The 19546-nt window shown below is 53.4% G+C and carries 18 protein-coding genes and 1 riboswitch; of the genes, 9 read left to right on the top strand and 9 right to left on the bottom strand.

Going from position 1 to position 19546, the window contains the following annotated elements:
* Positions 1–14: 14 nt before the first annotated feature.
* Positions 15–1451 (bottom strand): sensor domain-containing diguanylate cyclase, encoded by a 1437-nt coding sequence (locus HED22_RS03610; RefSeq protein ID WP_167719123.1) that lies wholly within the window; start codon positions 1449–1451, stop codon positions 15–17.
* Positions 1452–1994: 543 nt separating this feature from the next.
* Between HED22_RS03610 and HED22_RS03605 the strand changes: the two genes are divergently transcribed.
* From HED22_RS03605 to HED22_RS03590, 4 genes are all read left to right on the top strand, one after another.
* Complete coding sequence (locus HED22_RS03605) at positions 1995–3443, top strand: TrkH family potassium uptake protein (RefSeq protein WP_175581113.1); 1449 nt, start codon at positions 1995–1997, stop codon at positions 3441–3443.
* Between the two features lie 155 nt (positions 3444–3598).
* Positions 3599–4195 (top strand): TetR/AcrR family transcriptional regulator, encoded by a 597-nt coding sequence (locus HED22_RS03600; RefSeq protein WP_167719120.1) that lies wholly within the window; start codon positions 3599–3601, stop codon positions 4193–4195.
* 3 nt (positions 4196–4198) lie between these two features.
* Entirely contained in the window at positions 4199–4486 is a 288-nt protein-coding gene (locus HED22_RS03595; protein ID WP_167719118.1) for a YciI family protein, read from the top strand.
* 3 nt (positions 4487–4489) lie between these two features.
* The gene (locus tag HED22_RS03590) at positions 4490–5098 is read left to right on the top strand and encodes a DNA-3-methyladenine glycosylase I (RefSeq protein WP_167719115.1); all 609 of its coding nucleotides are present in this window, start codon (positions 4490–4492) and stop codon (positions 5096–5098) included.
* Between the two features lie 373 nt (positions 5099–5471).
* On the opposite strand, the gene HED22_RS03585 is transcribed toward HED22_RS03590, so the two are convergent.
* The 3 genes from HED22_RS03585 to HED22_RS03575 all read right to left on the bottom strand — a co-directional run bounded on the left by HED22_RS03585 (position 5472) and on the right by HED22_RS03575 (position 9248).
* On the bottom strand, positions 5472–6953 hold the full coding sequence (locus tag HED22_RS03585; RefSeq protein WP_167719111.1) for a HAMP domain-containing sensor histidine kinase: 1482 nt from the start codon (positions 6951–6953) through the stop codon (positions 5472–5474).
* Between the two features lie 80 nt (positions 6954–7033).
* Positions 7034–8461, bottom strand: coding sequence for an NAD(P)/FAD-dependent oxidoreductase (locus tag HED22_RS03580; protein ID WP_167719108.1), 1428 nt, complete (start codon positions 8459–8461; stop codon positions 7034–7036).
* On the bottom strand, positions 8454–9248 hold the full coding sequence (locus tag HED22_RS03575; protein WP_167719106.1) for a TVP38/TMEM64 family protein: 795 nt from the start codon (positions 9246–9248) through the stop codon (positions 8454–8456). Before HED22_RS03575 ends, HED22_RS03580 begins: the two co-directional genes overlap by 8 nt.
* A gap of 226 nt (positions 9249–9474) precedes the next feature.
* Positions 9475–9549: riboswitch (SAM riboswitch) on the top strand.
* Positions 9550–9626: 77 nt separating this feature from the next.
* Between HED22_RS03575 and metZ the strand changes: the two genes are divergently transcribed.
* The 3 genes from metZ to folE all read left to right on the top strand — a co-directional run bounded on the left by metZ (position 9627) and on the right by folE (position 12101).
* On the top strand, positions 9627–10829 hold the full coding sequence (gene metZ / locus HED22_RS03570; protein WP_167719103.1) for an O-succinylhomoserine sulfhydrylase: 1203 nt from the start codon (positions 9627–9629) through the stop codon (positions 10827–10829).
* 200 nt (positions 10830–11029) lie between these two features.
* A complete protein-coding gene (apaG, locus tag HED22_RS03565; protein WP_167719100.1) occupies positions 11030–11422 on the top strand; it encodes a Co2+/Mg2+ efflux protein ApaG in 393 nt (130 codons plus the stop codon).
* Positions 11423–11510: 88 nt separating this feature from the next.
* The gene (gene folE, locus HED22_RS03560; RefSeq protein WP_167719097.1) at positions 11511–12101 is read left to right on the top strand and encodes a GTP cyclohydrolase I FolE; all 591 of its coding nucleotides are present in this window, start codon (positions 11511–11513) and stop codon (positions 12099–12101) included.
* Positions 12102–12194: 93 nt separating this feature from the next.
* On the opposite strand, the gene HED22_RS03555 is transcribed toward folE, so the two are convergent.
* Genes HED22_RS03555 through HED22_RS03545 form a run of 3 tightly spaced genes read right to left on the bottom strand, consistent with a single transcriptional unit; the run spans position 12195 to position 14063 of the window.
* Positions 12195–12644 carry a cytochrome c gene (locus HED22_RS03555; RefSeq protein ID WP_167719094.1) on the bottom strand — a complete coding sequence of 150 codons (450 nt, stop codon included), beginning with the start codon at positions 12642–12644 and terminating at the stop codon, positions 12195–12197.
* Between the two features lie 56 nt (positions 12645–12700).
* Positions 12701–13561: a fructosamine kinase family protein gene (locus HED22_RS03550; RefSeq protein WP_167719091.1), complete on the bottom strand. Its 861-nt coding sequence runs from the start codon at positions 13559–13561 to the stop codon at positions 12701–12703.
* Between the two features lie 25 nt (positions 13562–13586).
* On the bottom strand, positions 13587–14063 hold the full coding sequence (locus HED22_RS03545) for a low molecular weight protein-tyrosine-phosphatase (protein WP_167719087.1): 477 nt from the start codon (positions 14061–14063) through the stop codon (positions 13587–13589).
* Between the two features lie 224 nt (positions 14064–14287).
* Here HED22_RS03545 and HED22_RS03540 point away from each other — a divergent pair, with 224 nt between their 5' ends.
* Both HED22_RS03540 and HED22_RS03535 read left to right on the top strand, forming a co-directional pair.
* Positions 14288–15247, top strand: coding sequence for a helix-turn-helix transcriptional regulator (locus HED22_RS03540; protein ID WP_167719084.1), 960 nt, complete (start codon positions 14288–14290; stop codon positions 15245–15247).
* A gap of 137 nt (positions 15248–15384) precedes the next feature.
* On the top strand, positions 15385–16650 hold the full coding sequence (locus HED22_RS03535) for a hypothetical protein (RefSeq protein ID WP_167719081.1): 1266 nt from the start codon (positions 15385–15387) through the stop codon (positions 16648–16650).
* A gap of 79 nt (positions 16651–16729) precedes the next feature.
* Here the strand turns inward: HED22_RS03535 and HED22_RS03530 are convergent, their stop codons facing one another.
* Positions 16730–18157 carry an MATE family efflux transporter gene (locus HED22_RS03530; protein WP_167719078.1) on the bottom strand — a complete coding sequence of 476 codons (1428 nt, stop codon included), beginning with the start codon at positions 18155–18157 and terminating at the stop codon, positions 16730–16732.
* A gap of 90 nt (positions 18158–18247) precedes the next feature.
* The gene (locus HED22_RS03525; RefSeq protein ID WP_167719075.1) at positions 18248–19000 is read right to left on the bottom strand and encodes a glycerophosphodiester phosphodiesterase family protein; all 753 of its coding nucleotides are present in this window, start codon (positions 18998–19000) and stop codon (positions 18248–18250) included.
* Between the last annotated feature and the right edge of the window lie 546 nt (positions 19001–19546).

Raw genomic sequence — 19546 nt, 5'->3', positions numbered from 1 at the left:
TGCTTATGGCGTGATCAGGATAGTGAGATGTGGTCGTGTCCGGATGCCTTTGCAGTATAAAGCGCGTTGTCGACACGTGCCATCAGGGTATCAAGGTCCTCGCCATCGCGATATTCCGTGACGCCCGCACTGATGGTGACCGGAATATGATCGCGTCCGAAGCGAACCGGAGTATTTCGGATACTGTCGGCAAGGTCTCTTGCCTTGGTCAGTGCTTCCTTGCGGTCCTTGTTCGGTAGCAGGACAACAAATTCATCACCGCCCCACCGGCAGATCAAATCCGTTTCCTGCACGTTCTGGCGGATCGTGGTGAGGACTTCACGTAGCGCCGCATCACCGCCCGGATGACCATAACCATCATTGATTTCCTTGAAACCATCCACGTCAAAACACATCACTGACAGGGGTGTTTTATGTCGTTTTGAATTCTGGGCGGCCTGATCAAAGATCATGTCAAAGACCTGCCGGTTGAAGGTCCCTGTCAGCTTGTCTCGCGATGCCAGTTCCTCGAGCCGTTTTTGATAGTTGCGTACGGTCAGGAAGGCGATCAGCCCGACGATAACCGTGATCAGAAGCGAAATCGCGATATTGATGAATAATGTGTTCTGAAGACGGGCATCGGACGAATAGTCGCTTTGTTCAACAATCAGAAGCCAGCCGAACTCTGGCACAAGGCGGCTATTGACGAAATAGGTGTGTCCGCCTTCTTCGTAACTGATTGAAGCGCCAGGCGAGGTCAGGATTTTCATCGCCTGATTACGCATCCCCGGGCGTTCCTGAAGGCTGTGGGCATTACCGAACCCGCTTCCACGCAAGGTGACGTGGCCTTCTGTATCGATGAAATAGATCGTGCGGCCATAGCGCGCCTGATAGGTCTCGATCAAGTTGGTCACAGCGCTGACCGAAAGGCCCACACCGGTAATGCCGATGACATTGCCGTTATAGTCGCGAACTTGATAATTGACGAAGATCGACATGCGCGACCTGTCGACCGTGTCCTGATCAAGATTGATTTGATAGGGCTGCTTGCTGTCGCGTGCCTCGAAGTACCATCCATCTGCCGGGTCATCCTTGCTCACCTTTTTGATCACGCCCGTCGGGTGATAGTAATTCCGGGTCTGATCAGAAATGAAATAGGACGTGATGGTGTCGTAGCGTGACTGGATCTCGGCAAGATACTTGATGATCCGTTCATGATCCTTCTCGCCGGACAGGGCCCAGTCGCGAAAGAAGGTGTCATGCGCCATCAATGAAGAAATAAAGATCGGCTGCAAAAGGTCGCGTTGAATTTCCGAATAGATGTTGTCACTGGTAAGTGGGAGCGTGCTTTCGGAAATCTGTTCTTCCAGAGAATCCCGAGCGACATAGAAGCTTACAAAACTCGTGGTCAGAAACCCGACCGCAAGCAGAACGCACAGAATGATTGCGAAGTATAATTTCTTTCCCCGCACAGGAAGCTCCCCAAGGACAGTCAAAGGTCGGCACAGATGATTAAACTCATCGTTTTTGATCCCGCTAATCTAAGGGAAAGTGGACCATGTTGCACCACACAAAATCAAATATACCCAGTTTCACTTCCTGTGGGTGAAGTATGGGGAGTAAAAAGAAACCTTTGATTAAACTGGAATCATTCTGGTGAGCAAGGCAATGAGCCAACAAAAAGGGAATTTCCTGGCAAAGTGATACGGATCCAATGGCCCGGATCTGAGACGTTGGAAATCGTAGCAAAGATGACGTGCGGTCAGTAATTCGGGGGTGGGCGTGCGCAGGTCTTTTGGATAATCGGGAAATTCTGAAGGCAAGACACCCTGCAACAGCTTAAAAGGACTGGACATTGTGGCCCCATATGCCAAGAATTTCGCTGCTCGTGATGAATGGGGTACATACAGACCGATTTTTCGGGTATGCAGTGCCTTCCTAAAACAGAACATCAGACGCACCATATGCCGTTTGTCCGGGGGGATTGCGCGGTGTATGTGCCAAGAGGCGTTTCATTGATCGATTTCCGTCCCATTCTTTTCATCGTCGGCATTTTGCTCTGTACGTTGTCGATTGGCATGTTTATCCCGGCGTTGGTCGACCTTTATTACGGGCAACGTGACTGGATCGTGTTTTCGGCTGCGTCCTTTGTGTCGCTGTTTGTTGGCGGTGCATTGATCATGATGAACCGCATGGACAATCTTAAGATCAATTCGCGCCAGGCCTTTATCCTGACGACGCTAAGCTGGCTGGTTCTGACGGCAGCATCGGCGCTGCCATTTGCTTTCTCCGATCTTGATATGTCCTATACCGACGCGTTTTTCGAAGCGATGTCAGGCATTTCCACCACCGGATCGACAGTTATTGTCGGCCTTGATACGGCGCCAGAAGGGATATTGCTTTGGCGTGCGCTTTTGCAGTGGCTTGGCGGGATCGGGATCATTGTGATGGCGATTGCCGTCATGCCGATGCTGCGTGTTGGTGGTATGCAGCTTTTCCGCATGGAAAACTCGGACAAATCCGATAAGGCCTTTCCGCGTGCGACCCAGATCGCGATGGGGATCGCGATGCTTTATCTTGGCTTTACAGCCCTTTGGGCAATCATGTTGTGGTCAGCAGGTATGACGCCATTTGATGCGATTGCCCATGCGATGACAACCATTGCGACCGGTGGTTTTTCGACCAAGGATGCCTCGATTGGGCATTATGACAGCGCGACAATTGACGTGATCATAACGTTGGGGATGGCGACCGGTGCCCTGCCGTTCATCTTGTATCTGCAGATGCTGCGTGGGCAGGGCAAGCCGCTGTTTCGCGACAGTCAGGTGCGCTGGTTCATTACAATTGCAGTTACGATCATTGTCGGTCTGGCATTTTGGCATTCGGAAACCAATGGTGTCGACTTCCTGTATGCGCTGCGCTTTACCTCATTTAACATCATGTCGGTCATGACCGGTACTGGGTATGCCACCACCGATTATGGTCTTTGGGGACCGTTTGCGGTGACAGTGTTCTTCTTTGTGATGTTTATTGGTGGCTGTGCGGGATCGACGACTTGTGGGGTGAAGATCTTCCGTCTTCAGGTTCTGTATGAAATCGCCAAGATCCAGCTTTCGCACATGCTGCGCCCGCATGGCGTTTTCATTGCCTATTACAATCGCAAACCGTTGTCTGAAGACGTGACCGAATCGGTTCTGAGCTTCTTCTTCCTGTTTGTCTTTTGCTTTGTGGTTCTGGCCGCAGGCCTTGGCGCGATGGGCCTTGATTTCATCACCGCGGTGTCGAGTGCCGGTACGGCGATTGCCAATGTTGGACCGGGTTTGGGGCCGATTGTTGGACCATCCGGAAACTTCGCAACCTTGCCCGATGGTGCGAAGTGGCTGATGTCGATCGGGATGCTGATCGGCCGTCTTGAAGTCTTTACGGTCCTTGTTCTGCTGTTCCCGGCCTTTTGGCGCGATTGAACGAAACCCAAGATATTTAGCCCAGAACTTTCAGGCATCCGCAGACCAGGCTTGCGGATGCCTTGTCATGTTATTGACAATCTAGGACGATTGACCTAATTTCTGAATTGGGACAATTGTCCTAGTTCTGGTGCAATCGGGCGTTATATCGGAAAATGGCAGTAGAAACACGAGACCGGATTATCGAGGCAGCGGACCTGCTGTTTTATCAGCACGGGTTTGAGGCAACTTCCTTTGCCGATATCGCCGCCAGTGTCGGCATATCGCGCGGCAACTTTTATCACCACTTCAAGACAAAGGATGACATCCTTGATGGTGTGATCAACCGCCGTCTTGCGAATACCGAGCAGATGCTGGATCGCTGGGAAATTGCCGGATCAGACCCGGCAGAGCGCGTTCGCAGTTTCATCCATATCCTGATCGTAAATGGCGAGAAAATCCGAAAGTTCGGCTGCCCTGTGGGTACCTTGTCGTCAGAGCTGGCGAAACTGAACCATGCGGCGAAAAGTGATGCCACGGCGCTGTTTACCTTGTTTCGCAGTTGGCTTTGTCGCCAGTTTGAAAGGTTAGGCTTTGGCGACAGATCAGACGAACTGGCCATGCATATTCTTGGTCGAAGTCAGGGGGTGGCGACCCTTGCCAATGCGTTTGATGATGACAGGTTCCTGCATCACGAAGTCGATCTGATGTGCACCTGGCTTGATGATCAGATTGCCGAACTTTCCACCGAAAATCATTCAGTCAGGGAGTAGATAATGTTCGCAATCTTTTTGAAGTTTGCCGAAAACCGCGCAAAAGCCCCGGAATTCATGGAGGCGCACAAAGCATGGATCAAGCAGGGCTTTGATGATGGTGTGTTTTTGATGGTCGGCAGCTTGCAGCCCAATATGGGCGGTGCGGTTCTGGCGCATGGTGTGTCGTATGATGAGATTGAAACCCGTGTGAATGACGATCCGTTTGTTGTTGAGGGTGTCGTTACGGCGGAAATTCTGGAAATCTCGCCCGCACGTGCCGATCAACGTCTTGATTTTCTGATGGCCTGATCCATGAGCAAAACAACGATTGGAACGGATGGAAAATGTCGATGCGCGTGGTGTGATGCTGCACCGGAATTTAACGCCTATCACGATACGGAATGGGGCTTTCCGGTTACCGACGACATCCGGCTGTTTGAGAAAATCTGCCTTGAAGGGTTTCAGTCGGGTTTAAGCTGGCGCACGATCCTGACCAAACGCGAGAACTTCCGCAAAGCCTTTGCCGGTTTTGATTTTTATCGGGTTGCGCAGTTTGATGATGCGGATGTTGAGCGCTTGCTTGGCGATGCCGGAATCATCCGCCATCGCGGCAAAATCGAAGCATCCATCAACAATGCCAAGCGGGCCTGCGAGTTGGTCGCGGAAGAAGGGTCGCTTGCGGCATATTTCTGGCGCTATGAGCCGAAATCAGGCGAAGTTGCTACACCACAGTCAATGTCAACGTCGCCGACGTCAATTTTACTTTCCAAGGATCTCAAGAAACGGGGCTGGAAGTTTGTCGGACCGACCACTGTGTTTGCGTTCATGCAGGCGATGGGCCTGATTAATGATCACGCGGAAGGTTGTTTCTTACGCCAAAAGATCGACGACATGCGGGCGCACTTGATTCGCCCGTTCTGATAGCCCCAGAAAAAAAAACACCCCTTGTCCGGATTTGGACAAGGGGTTTTGAGGGCAGGGAACAGTTCAGATCCCCTGATGATAATCCGGCAAGGATTACGGGGTCTCAAATATCCAGTATCACTTGAGGTGCGACGCCAAGGGAGGGTGCAACAGGGGGATAGGAAGGCTTCAAAAGAAGCACGAAACACGCTCAAGTGAGTTAGGCGATACCGAACCTTGGGTCAGGAGCGGATCGGGGATCGGGATCAGGTCCGGCATCGCCATAACCAAAGGTCGCAAATACCGATCAAAAGATAAAATCGAATATAAAATAAAAATTGATAGAAAAAATCTATTTAATGGGATCTTTCGCCGATGCGGTGCAATCCAGTCAGCTGGAGATAGGTAATTTGACGGTAAAAACAGCGCCGTCCGGTCCCGTTGCAGTGAGGCGAAGTTCCCCATTATGCGTGCTGATCAGTTCGCGCGCGATGGCAAGACCAAGTCCGGTACCGCCTTCGCGCCCGCTGCCGGCAAATGGTACAAAAAGGTTTTTGATCGCTTTTTCCGGTAATCCCGGGCCGTTATCCGTAATCACCACGTCAATGAAACTGCGGGATTTGTTTGACCCGTCCCCATTTGCAGGTTCGCTGTGAATATTATGGGTAATGCTCACCAGATTGGCCCCGGCTTCGAGCGGGTTGCGCATCAGGTTGCTGAAGGCGCGAAACAGCATGTCATAGTCGGCTTCGAGCATGACGTCGTCCGGCAGATCAATCTCGATGCGGGCCAAGCAGGGGTTATCGGCATCGAGTGTGTCGCCCATGCTGCCATCAAGCAGTGGCTCGGATTTTTGCAGCAGAATCTGATCTCGGATTTCTTCGATCAGTTCAATGAGTGTAAAGGTTGCAAGATCGCGCGGTGGCGGGGTTTCACGTGCAAATGACAGGGTTTGTTCACTGATATAAACCGCGCGTTCCATCGACGATAACAGGCGTGGGACAACAGCACGGACTTCATCGTCCTGACTTTTTGCAAGCTGTTCGGTCATCAGCATGGACGTGGCAAGCGCATTGCGCAGATCATGGCTGATCTTGGTTGCCGCTGTGCCAAGGGCCGCAAGGCGGCGACGCTGATTAAGCATCGCCTGAAGGTCTTGTTGCATCATGGCCAGTTCCTGGCGTGCGACACCGATTTCATCGTCACGGTCGCCCGGTGTGATCAGGGATGATTTATCCTGTGGGTCTTCGCGAAAACGAATCATGTCATGGGTCAGAGTGCGCATCGGGCGCACCAGCAACCGGTTGAGCGCGAAATAGACCAGGCCCGCAGTAAAGAACGAAATCATCAGCGACAGGCCAAATACCCGCCAGCCAAAATTGCGCATGGCTTCTGTCAGGCGATCTTCATGGACCAGAACTTCGATCTCGAAATCCGGTGCCATGGACGGCATGCCGACCACGCGTAACACCCGATTGCCGGTTTGGCTCAGGGTCGATAGCCCCTCCATCAAGGCCATCGGGATCGAGAAGTCGTTCAGGTAGACGTCCTTGTCGACCTTTGCGGGCATGTCATCACGTTGCAGCAGTAGCTTGCGATCTTCGCGACGCAGAATGACGGCCTCAATTCCGGCGTTGGAAAGCAGTTCGCGTTCAAGATCATCGGGGATCATCTGATCCGGGGTGGCTTCAAGGGCAAGGGCTGCGAGATAGCCGGAATCAAGATGCGCCTTGAGCCAGTCGATCCGAAAGCGTGCGACAGAGGGCGCAAAGACGAATATTTCGGCAAGCATCACGAAGCTGACCGTCAGCACCAGAAGGCGCGCGGATAGCGATTTGGCCCAAGGGGGCAATTTCAGATGCCTGTTGTTCATCACACGATGTTAGGCCAAGAAGACGAAAAAAGTACAGCAATACAGGTGCTTGATTTCATGCATTGGTCAAACAAAACCGATTATCCGAACTTGAGCAGGAAGCGGACCAGTTTGCGTGTTTTCTCGCTAAACAGGCTTGGCGTATACCAGGCCCCTGCAACGCGTTTGGAAAGCTCCCCAAGGGTTGGATATGGCGCGATCATTCCGGCAATGGCACCGATCTTCATCTTCTTGCTGATGGCAAGCGACCAGACACCAATCAGTTCACCCGCCTGCCGCCCGACAATGGCAGCCCCTAGTATCCGGCCCTTGGGCGTCGTGACGACTTTGATGAAGCCTTCGGTTTCGGCTTCTGCGCGGGCACGATCGTTTTCTGCATAGTCCCATTTGACCACACGCATATCATCGCCGAATTTTTCACGTGCGGCTGTTTCTGTCAGGCCAACCTGTGCCAGTTCCGGAGTGGTGTAGGTGACCCAAGGCACGGCACTATGATCGACTTTGGCCGGAAGACGGAAAAGCACATTGCGGATGACGATGCCTGCGTCATAGCCCGCCATGTGGGTAAATTGCAGTCCGCCTGTGACATCACCAATGGCAAAGACTTTTTTGTTTGAGGTACGCAGACGCGCATCGACCGAAATACCGCGTTCGCTGTGATCAATCCCTGCATCTGACAGGCCCAGATTCTCCACATTGGGTTTGCGTCCGGTGGCCAGCAAAAGGTGGCTGCCTTCGAGGGTGATTTCGATGCCTTCGTGTTCGATCACGACTCTGATCTGATCATTCACATCAAGGACTTCTTTGGTCTTGGCCCCTTCATACAGGCTGATGCCATCGGCCTTGATCCGGTCGCGGACGACAGACACCAGATCGGGGTCATCCTTGGGCAGGATGGTTCCCAGTTCGATCACCGTGACCTTTGCGCCCAGTTGCTGATGAGCCTGCGCCATTTCCAACCCGATGGGACCACCACCAACAATGATCAGATGATCCGGGCAGATGCGGTTTTCAAAAATGGTTTCATTGGTGAAATAGCAAACGCTTTCAAGTCCGGGAATCGGCGGGATGGCGGCACGTGAACCGGTGGCAATAACAAACCGTTTGGCCTTGATTGTGCGATCACCGGCCACGACTTCGGCGGGACCCGTAAAGCGGGCTTCGGCCTGAATGACGGTGCAGCCCAGCTCTTCGAAGCGTTCAACCGAGTCATGTGGGGCAATGCCCGAGATCACCGAATGGACATGATCGATTGCGCGGCCAAAATCGACTTCGACTTGACCGGTCGATACACCAAAGCGCGATGCGCGGCGCGCATTTTCCGCAGCGTGGCCTGCTGCCAACAGGGCCTTGGACGGAACACAGCCTGTATTAAGGCAATCACCACCCATCTTACCCTTTTCAATCAGGACAACTTTTGCACCCATCTGAACTGCGCCGGCTGCCACCGACAGACCGCCGGAGCCAGCACCAATGACGCAAACATCGGTATTAATGACCTTATTCATTTGCATCGCTCCCGCTTTTACGTTGGCGCAGTTTTTTGTAGGCAACCGGCAACAGCGCCAGCACGGCCAACCCGATAATCGGGGTCAGAATACGGGGTTCGAAAATGATGCCAAGATCAGGTGTCTTGCCCTGATCGAACAGGGCGCCCAAACCATCACCAATCGAGGCATATACAAAGGTGCCCGGAATGATGCCGATCATTGTGCCCAGAATGAAGGAGCGTAATTTTACACCGAGAAGTGCAGGGACAAGATTGACCAGCCAGAACGGGAAGATCGGGATCAGGCGCAGAACCATCAGATAGCTAAACGCATTCTCGGAAAAGCCCGCTTCCATTTTGCGGATGGCGTTGCCAGCTTTGGCCTGCATCAGATCGTAAAATGCATAACGCGCCGCAAGATAAACGATCGTGGCACCGATGGTTGCAGCCAGCACGACGTAAGTGGTGGCAAGGAAAGATCCGAAAAGGAAGCCACCGGTGATTGTCAGAATCGAGCCAATCGGCAAGGACAGTGCAACCGATACGACGTAAAGCCCCATAAAGACCAAGATGCTCGACACTGGATTATCGGCTACGAAGCCCTGCAGCAGATCGCGATTTTCACGCAGCGTTTCAAATGAAAGCAAATCAAGTACGCCACTGGCCCACACCAGCACCAGCCCGCAAATCAGGAGCATTACCGGCAGGAGCTTGCGCCAAAGCGGCTTGGGAGCGCTTGAGATTTCCGCAGGAATGTCTGGTTTCTGGTCGGACAAGTTTGACACCATTGAACTGGTTTTGGTCATTGATTTCAGGCTCTTGCAAGTCGTTCATTCGGGACGAGGTGCAAATCCCAAAAAACAGGATCGCATCATTTGCCCCAACATTAGAGAGAAATTTCAAAACTTGCTTATGAACTGCTTTCACCATTCCGTGAGGCGGAATTGTAAAAAGCAACGCCTGTGCAGACCTCGATATGCGCAAAAATCCTGAGGGAGTGGCGCTTGACGTAGGGGAAAACTGGACGTATCGTCTGCGCATCGTGGGATTTGTCGACCGGCTTGCGGCCACGTAAAAAATCGCTAAAGAGGGGTGCTATGGCTTCGGCCCTGACCCATTCATGCCGGTCAGGGTTTTTTTGTGTCCGGATGAAACCGCATTTCCGGGCACGTAGGAGCAAGAAGATGACGACCGACAAAAAGGCTTCAGATAACTGGCGCGCGGCGACCCGTTCTGTTCGTGGCGGCACAGCACGCAGCGGCTTTTGCGAGACTTCCGAAGCCATCTTCATGAATTCGGGCTATGTTTATGAAACCGCAGCCGAGGCAGAGGCCTCCTTTGATGGCAGCGGCCCGGAACGTTATGTCTATTCCCGTTTCGCTAATCCGACCGTCGGTATGTTTGAGGAGCGTCTTGCCCTGATTGAGGGCGCGCAATACTGCCGTGCGACGGCGTCGGGCATGTCGGCCGTTTGGAATGCATTGGCAGCCAGCACCAAGGCCGGTGGTCGTGTGGTTGGGTCGCGCGCACTGTTCGGTTCGTGTGAATTTATTCTGACCACCCTTTTGCCGCGGTTCGGTGTTGAAACCGAGCTGGTTGATGGCACCGACAAGGACGCCTGGGAAAAGGCACTTTCCAAACCGGCAGATGCGGTATTTCTTGAAACCCCGTCCAACCCGACGCTTGAAGTTCTGGATATCGCCTTTGTCTCCGAACTCGCCCACAAGGCCGGTGCAAAGGTGATTGTTGATAACGTCTTTGCCACGCCGATCCTGCAAAAGCCGATGGAACTGGGCGCGGATATCGTTGTCTATTCCGCGACCAAGCATATTGATGGACAGGGACGTTGTCTTGGCGGGGCAATCCTGTTCAATGACAAGGAATGGCATGACGATCACCTGACCACCTTCCTGCGTCATACCGGGCCGAGCATGAGCCCATTCAATGCATGGGTTCTTCTTAAAGGTCTCGAAACCTTGAGTCTGCGGGTGGATCAGCATATTCGCAATGCCACGGCACTGGCAGAATTCCTGTCGGAACAGCCGCAGGTGTCGCGCGTTCTGTATCCGGGGCTGAAAAGTCACCCGCAGCATGAATTGGCAATGAAACAGATGTCTGGCCGTGGTGGTGGATTGATTGCGATCGAGCTTGCCGGGGGTAAGACAGCGGCCTTCTCGCTGCTCGATAACCTCAAGCTGATTGATATTTCCAATAACCTTGGCGATGCAAAAAGTCTGGCAACCCATCCCTGGACCACGACCCACCAGCGTGTTCCCGCCGAGGACAAGGTGACGATGGGCATTACCGAGGGCATGCTGCGTCTATCTGTCGGTCTGGAAGATATTGATGACCTAAAGGAAGACCTGTTGGCCGCCCTTGCCGTTTAAAAGCTTGGAACAACAGTAATCCTGACATCGATCCGGCCCGTACATTGTGCGGGCCCTTTCGTATCCGCCCCGGTGCATGATGCTGGTTTGTTTTGATTGGCGACTGGTAGTTTCGGGACGGATTGTCTACATAAAGGTCCATCTATCGCAATCTAGGCTGATGCAAAATTGACTGGAACACACTTGGCCCGGAGACATGCATGTATTCGACCGTAACCCACGATATCAAGGTATCGGTAAATCCGATGTTCCTCGAGGACGAATCAGATCCGGACACCCATCGTTATGTTTGGGCCTATCGCATCGAGATCGAAAACCTTGGCTCAAAAACCGTTCAATTGCTCAACCGTCATTGGCGAATTACAGATTCACGCGGTGAAACCCAGGAAGTCAAAGGGCCGGGTGTTGTCGGTGAACAACCGGTTCTGGCGTGCGGTGAAAGTTTCAATTACACAAGTGGCGCACCGTTGACGACGCCAAGCGGATTTATGGTCGGAACTTTCGAGATGACCGATATGGATGGCAATCATTTTGATATTGCGATTCCCGCCTTTTCGCTCGACAGTCCGCATGGGCAACATACTGTGAACTGATTGGGTCAGCCGACAGTATCAGTTAAGGCGGGTCAGGAGCCCCACCAAGGCAGGTTCTATCCTGTAATAAAATGACAAAGGATTTGGTATGTGCAGCGAACATAACCCGGTGAAGCGTCCGACACGCGAAGAAGCCGAAGAAGCGGTCCGGACACTTCTGCGGTGGGCCGGGGATGATCCCGACCGCGAAGGTTTGCGTGGAACGCCTGATCGTGTGGCGCGTTCTTATGGTGAATTCTTTGCCGGTTATCAGCAGGACCCGGCAGAAATTCTGCGCCGGACGTTTGAAGAAACCGACGGCTATGACGAAATGGTCGTGCTGCGGGATATCCGCGTCGAATCCTATTGCGAACATCACATGGTGCCAATTATTGGTGTGGCCCATGTCGCCTATCTGCCGCGCCACCGTGTTGTTGGCATTTCCAAGCTGGCCCGCGTGGTCGAGGTTTATGCCAAACGTCTGCAGATTCAGGAAAAGATGACGGCACAGGTTGCCAACACCATTCAGGAAGAACTTGATCCGCTTGGTGTTGCAGTGGTGATTGACGCCAATCATCAATGCATGAGCACACGCGGTGTGCACAAGACCGGTGTTTCCATGGTTACAAGCCGCATGCTGGGCGCGTTCCGCGATGACCCGATCACGCGCCGCGAATTCTTTGCCATGATCGGGCGCTAACAACAATCCGATTCAGAGATTAAAAAAGGCCGCAGCGGATGCTGCGGCCTTTTTAATTTTCGACGCCGTTTGAGTGCGTTCTAGATTCTGACCCTAGTCTTTGAAGTCGCTATGACAGGACTTGCAGGTCCGCATCATCTGACCCAGCGCGGCTTTGAATTCGTCTTCGGATTGGCCATTGGTTGCAACGGCTTTGAGAGCACCGGCCTTGGCATTCAGTTCATTGGCAAGCCCGGTAAATGTCGACCAGTCGTCCCAGATGTCAGAAAGTGCTTCGGACGGGTGTTCGTTACTGCCTTCGGGGAAAAGGGCGGTAAAGGTTTCGCCAGAATGGCCTTCAATAATGGCGGCCGATTTTGCAACCTGTTCAGGGTCGTAGGGCAGCGCACCCTTCATCATCGGCACCATGATTTTGACCTGCTGGCCGATGGCCTTCATGCCATCCATGCGTTCCTTCACCACGCCGGTTGCCCCTTCATGGGCGATGGCCGCAATGCTGACCGTCATGCTCAGCGCGACGGCAGCTCCAACTAGAATTTTCAACTCTCTTATCCCCTTTTGTGTATTTCTCTCATCGGATTTCACGCAGATATCGGACGTTATTGACCAAATCGGGCAAGGATGTGGTCAACGGAACGCACATAATGTCCGCCAAACAGGCAAACATGAACCAATAACGGGTAAAGATTATACAAATCCCGGCGTTCTTCAAAGAAACCCGGTGAAATCGGCAATATCTCGCTGTATCGCTCAAAGAATTCCGGTGTCAGGTCGCCAAACAAGGTGCCAAATGCCAATTCGATTTCGCGATCGCCGTAATAAATCGCCGGATCAATCAGGCCAGCAAGCTTGCCGGACTGGCTCGGAATATTGCCTCCCCACAAATCACCATGCAGCAAGGACGCCTCGCTATTCTTTGGCAAATAGCGATCAAGACGATCGATCAACCGATCAATGCGTCCGGCCATGGTATCGGGCAGTTTGCCGTCGTGCAGGGCCCTTTGCGCCATATGGCGCAAGCGGTGTTCGGCAAAGAAGGTGATCCAGTCGGTTTCGGATGTATTGGGTTGCGGCAGACCGCCAATCAGGGTGTCAAAATCAAGCCCGAACGTATGTGAGGTAATTTGATGCTGGGCGGCAAGTTGCTCTGCAAGGTCAAGCTGCACAGATTGGCTCATGCGATTGTCATTGGCGATATAGGTCATCACCAGACAGCTTTCATCCGCATAGACGACGTCCGGGCAGTTAATTGGCGAATGTGCCTTGAAATAGCGCAGCATAGTCGCCTCAATCGACAGGCTGGCATCGCCGGTATTGCTTTGTTTGATCACCAGTTGCCGACCATCATCAAAATCGGCGCGCATAACATCCGCAACGCATCCGCCAGAAAGCGGGGAAATGGATTTTGGGGTCGCCCCGGTTTGGGTCGTGATCAGATCGACGAGCGCGCTTTTATCCATGAAGATCCCTGAAAATAGGAGCTGCTTAAACGCCGTGCTTTTCGCGGATGTCGGCCAGCAGCTTGCTTGAGGCTTCCTCAATCATGTCAAACACATCAACAAACCCGTTGGAACCGCCATAATACGGGTCAGGCACGCTTTGTCCTGCCAGTGTGGGATGGTAATCGAGAAACAGTTCAATACGATTCTGGTGGGTGTTTGGCGCCTGACGGCGCATGTCGTGTAGATGTCCGTGATCCATCGCCAGCACATAATCAAATTGCAGATAATCATCCGGTTTGATCTTGCGTGATCGAATGTCGCTCAGGTCAATGCCACGGCTTTTGGCCATTTCGCGTGACCGAGGATCGGGCAATTCGCCAACGTGATAGGCCGACAGACCGCAGCTATCAACACTGATGTGATCTTCAAGCCCCGCTTCGCGGACCAGTTTGCGAAAAACACCATCGGCGGTGGGGGAGCGACAGATATTGCCGGTGCAGACGAAAAGAACCTTGATCACGTTATCAATCCGTATTGTCTGGGAAATGCCATAAGCGACTTTTTAACAGTGACATGGCGGCACCTTTCGGGCAATGCCCCGTCATGCCAGTTGTGTGAACCAAGTTACGAACTCTTGGAAAATCAGGTAAATGTAACAGCTCCGTGACATTTTGGATCTGGCACTGACAGTCGGATCAATAGTTTGTATGATCGCGCCAAGATTGATCCTTTTGGCGCGTTTTGATGCAGGAATTTGTTTCTTTTGGTTTGCATGTTGCCCTGATCCGGCAACTGGCTTGGTTGCCGCGGGGCTATGACCTTGTTCCGGCTGGGACAGTTGTGACTTCGGCCAAGTTGCGCAGCATCATGCTGGCCCTTGAAGAGGCCAATGGCCCGGCGGTTCTGGTGCGCCTCGGGCGTTATCTGGCCGCCAAGGAACAGGAACCGATCCTGACCATGTTGCGTCATTCGGCAACACCTTCGATGATTGCGGACCGCTGGCGCAGGCTGGAAGGCTACTCGCATGCCCGCGCGCGCAGCGAGTTTTCCGTCACCGGAAAATCCATGACCATCCATCGGGGTGTTGTCCGTGGCCAGCCGCCTGCAAGGGTTGAAAACCTGTTGCTCCTTGGGTTTCTGATTGGCTTGCTTGAGGCTGCCGGGGCCGAGGATATTGATGCCACCATTCTGCCCAGCCACGGTTCGTCGGTGCGTGTCCTGCGCAAGGGGCGAATCAATGACAAACTGGCATTTTCTGGACGCGGTTTGCGGTTCCGGATCAACTGGAGCAGTTTCGAGCAAGTGTCGTCTTCCTATCCGTTCATGGCCAATATGCCGGGAACCGCACCGTCAATCCGTGCGCAGCGCCCGGTGGTGCAGCAACTTTGCACCGTGCTTGAACATGATATCGGGCGTAGCTGGACGATTGACGAAGTTGCCAGCGCACTGGAAACATCCGGGCGCACTTTGCAGCGCCGCCTGCAACAGGCCAACAGCCGGTTCTCCGACCTCTTGCGTCTGGTGCGCGTGCGTGAGGCCTGTCGACTTTTATATGGAACCACCCTGTCTGTCGGAGAGATCGGGTTTTGGTGCGGCTTTACCGATAACGCCCATTTCTCTCGTGATTTCAGACGGTTGCTTTCCATGCCGCCCTCGGTCTATCGCGAAGCCAGCATCGGCCATGCCGGTCTGACGCGGGCCTGATACAGCTGAGCTGTTCAAGCAGTATGTGCGCAGACTGTTTGCCACATGATTGACCTGCCTGGTTTCCTTGGGTATCAGCAGCGCGACGCATGATGTCATCGTGATCATCATGCCCCCTTCGCATCCATGAGGCTGCCATGACCGATTCCAATCAACCTGCAAACGAGTATTCCGGTTTTCTGCCGCCGCGTTTTCGCAATCGGCCAGATGCAGATGATGTCATGGTTAAAACCTGGACGGTGGGTGAAGCACTCGCCGATCACACCGTTCCGGACATGCCAGCAGCGCTATCGCTGTTTTTTGATCTGGTTGCGCCTGCCGCAGGCCGGGCCAATGCCTCCGGCTTTGCCATGCTGTGGCTGGATCGCCATCCACACGAAGAACCGGGTTGGCGTTTATCCATTGCGCATGTTGGATCAGAGGATGATCTTGAACTGGCGGTGGCCAAACCTTTGGCGCGCCTGGTTGATGCCATGCCGATGGCCAATTTTGAATGTGAAAACTGGCATCTGACGCGCCCGCTTTGGCGCAAACGCGCAGAGCCGGTGAAGCTTGTTTTATGGGGTGATTTTGCCAAGCATGCGCGTGCCATTCTGGGCCATAGCGACGGCGCGTCGTTTTATCAGCCACTGGGGGCAGGGCTGCGATCAGATGATGTCGCAAGTATGCTGCCCCTGCTTGAAGACATGCTTGGCGATCCGTTCTTGCAAAATGGCATGGGTTTCGAAGATGCCTTGCGCCTTGGGGTTGCTCTGGGGCGCGCCCATCTGATCGAAAGCTGGATTGAAGCTGGCGGCGCTGAAAAAGAACCTTACTTCCGGCCGATGAAAATCTGGCATCAGGCATGGCTTGCCAACGCGTTGATGGATCCGGCCGTGGCAAGTCTTGCGATGTCGGGCAAGCCACCGATGCCTGCCCTTGATTTTGCAAGTGACAGCAGCCCGGAAACCCGCCGGGCGGGTCTTGATGATCTGTCCCCATGGCTGACGACGGTGTTCTTTACCGATGAATATCCCGCCCTTCGCAACGCCTTTGTCGCCGGGGTGCAAAATGCGGTTTGGCTTGATAGCGATCTGCAACAATATCTGCAGCCGCAACAACGAGATGAAATCTTGCAAGGGCTGATGCCCTATTGCCGATGGTTCCTTGCAATGGCGCTTTATAACCATCTGGGCAATCTGGCGGCGGGGTCTGCGCGTGACGATCAGGTTGCATTTTATGCAGCCGTGGTGGATGCTTTGCCGGAACTGGCACCGCTTGGGGAATTTGCCACCCAGCGTGATATCGAACAGCATATCATCCGCATTGATGCCGCGCGTGCCGCATCGGCATTTGACACACTGGTCCTGCCATTCTGTGATCTTCTGATGCCGCGTCGCCAGTTTGATGCGACGCGTTCCTGATCCGAACAAGAGAACACAAAATAAAAGCGCCAACGGAACGAACCCGTTGGCGCTTTTTTAGTTCGATATCCAGCGTGTCTTATAGCTGCTCGGGATGTTCCGGAATGTCGCGCGATGATACGATCAGGAACCGGATCGCAAGACCACTGACCGCGACAAGGCTTGCAATCGCAATCCCCCAAAACAGGCCGCGTACCCCCATCTCAAGAACGAAAGACAGGTAATAACCGATGGGAACCATAACAAAGATATAGGACACCAGATGCAAGGTCGTTGGTGCCCACTTGTCGCCTGCACCGCGAAGTGCGCTGATTGCGGCATTCTGCCCGCCATCGGTCGGGAAAATGATCGGCATCAGGACCAGAACAGATACGGTGGTGGCAATTACCGCGACATCCTTGGTGAACAGATGGGCAACCGCATCGGGAAACAGATAAAGCGGAATGCTAAGCGCAAACATCACGATCATCGTGGTCAAAAGACCAATCCAGCCGGCTAGTGCCATGTCAGGTCGATCCCGCCGGCCATAGGCAATACCCACCCGAACAGATGTTGCCGAGGCCAGACCCAAGGCGACCATGAACATCAGTGCCAGAAGCGTCATGCTTATGCCATAGCTGGCGGCGGCAATCACGCCAAGACGCCCGGCAAAAAGCTGCATGGCGGCAAAGGCGCCGGTTTCCATGCCCTGACTGGCGCCAGCGGCATAGCCCAAGTGACGGGCATCACGGGATCCGCGCCACCAACCGGCAAAGCCATTGCGAATGCCATAAAGGTGATGGCTTTTCATCAGGAGGATGTAGGCCAGCAGGCTCAAAGCCATGAACCAGCGCATGACACTTGATGTCCATGCAGCACCCGCGGCCCCTAGCTCGGGTAAACCAAAGGCGCCGTAAACCAGTCCGTAGTCGAGGACAAGGTTGATCAGGTTGGCGACAATCATCATCACCATGCCCGGCAATGGTCGCTGCAAACCTTCAAGGAAAAAGGCGCAGGTAATATAAATAAGGGCGGCCGGCATTCCGATCGACAGGATTACGGCCAAATCGCCTGCATTGTCTGTGATTTCGCCGGGCTGACCGGTAATGGCAAACAGCCACTCCGATTGAATGGTCAGAATGGTAAACAGGATACTGATCAAGATGGCGTAGGGCATGGCATTGCGCCATACAGCACCCGCCGCCATCAGATTGTCGCGGCCATTGGCGTGCGATGTCATGATCATGACCCCGGTCAGCAGGCCGATGCCGGTGACCATCAAGGATGTAAAGGGCGCGTGTGCGATATTAAGATACGCCAGTGCCGCACTGTCATAGTTGCCAACCACAATTGTATCGACAACTGACATAATCAACATGCCCAGCCTGGCAATCGTGACCGGCAATGCTAGGCGGAACAGTTCGCTCAGATGCCGCTTTACCCTGTTATTGGGATAAAGCGGGGTTGGCGATGCTGCCGGATCAAGTGGCGGTGGTGCTGGCGGACCATCTTGTGGGGCAATGGACATTGGACTGTTTCCTGCATTTTTATCTGGCAATCAGAAGTCGGGATTTTGGTGGCGCCCCGACCCTTTTGCCGTGTTGCCCCGTTAAGGGGTCTATCTGTTGGCAGCGAATGGGCGCCTTGGAATTGCCATCAGTAACTTTGCCGGATCATCGGTAATCACTGATGTTGCTCCCCAGGAAAACAACTCTTTGGCGCGTTCGACATCGTTAATGGTATAGCAAACCAATGGTACTCCGGCATCGACAATCTCCGCCGCACTCACGGGTGTCAGGGCCTTGTGGTCGATATGGATGGCCGATGCACCTAGGCGCTCATACTCGGCCTTCCAGTTTTCCGGCAGGGTTTCAAGCAACCAGCCACACGGCAGGTCGGGCATATGTTTGCGCATATGTGCGACAGCGCTGTCGTCAAAACTTGAAATCAAAATTGGCGGTAGGGTTTTTGACGTGCTGAGTTCCCTGATGACCTCTTCACATAGCCGCACCGGATCACAGCCCGATGGCTTGATTTCGAGGTTGGCGCCCATTTCCATGAAATACAGAGTTTCGAGCGTATCTTTCAGGCTCGGGATTCGTTCGCCTTTATATATGTCTGAAAACCATCCCCCGGCATCAAGACTGCGCAGGGTCTCGAAATCGCTGTGATGAATCGGGCCGGTGCCATTGGTCGTGCGTTCCAGTGTGTCGTCATGAATCAGAACGCACTTGTCATCAGAACTTAGCGTGACATCGCATTCAATCCATTTTGCGCCGCGCGCGCCGGCGACCCGAAAGGCGGCAATGGTATTTTCCGGGGCTTCAATCGAAGCGCCGCGATGGGCGACAATATGCGGGATCTCGATCACGGGTGTTGGCCTTATTATATGTGTGGGGCATCAATGCCGAAAACTGGGGATGGATCAGGCCATCTCCTGTTCCGGCGTTGCAAGAACATCAATGGGATTCTCTTACGCGACTTGGATTGTGTGAAAAAGCGAAAATCTTGTTGCGATTTGAACGTTTTCTTTTTCGTTTTTGCTGCGAAGTCATTGGACTCCATATTGTAATTATTCACGCAGGGTCCGTTTCTCCATTGGTTTTGGGTGTTATGCGCCGATGTGGGTCGAGCTATGCACATATCCGATTTCTACGTGAAACCCCCGAAAGCCAAGGGTTTGTGCGGACCGTTTCGGGGGTGAAAAAAACAATCGCCGAAAATCTCCATAAATCTCGAAAAAAGGTGTTTACAGGTCTGATTTGGGGCCCTATAACCCGCCTCCACCGACGGGGTGCGGCGCTCATGAGTGGGCGACGCGAACCGGACGGTTTGAGGCTTCGGCCTTTGAGTTCTTTGACATTGTAGATCAGAAGGAAGGGATGCGCGGGCAGCGTTATGGCGCTAAAGTCTGTGC

It is taken from the genome of Thalassospira sp. HF15 (assembly GCF_011806525.1).
Classification (GTDB): Bacteria; Pseudomonadota; Alphaproteobacteria; order Rhodospirillales; family Thalassospiraceae; genus Thalassospira.
This window is presented reverse-complemented; position numbering and strand designations above follow the sequence as displayed.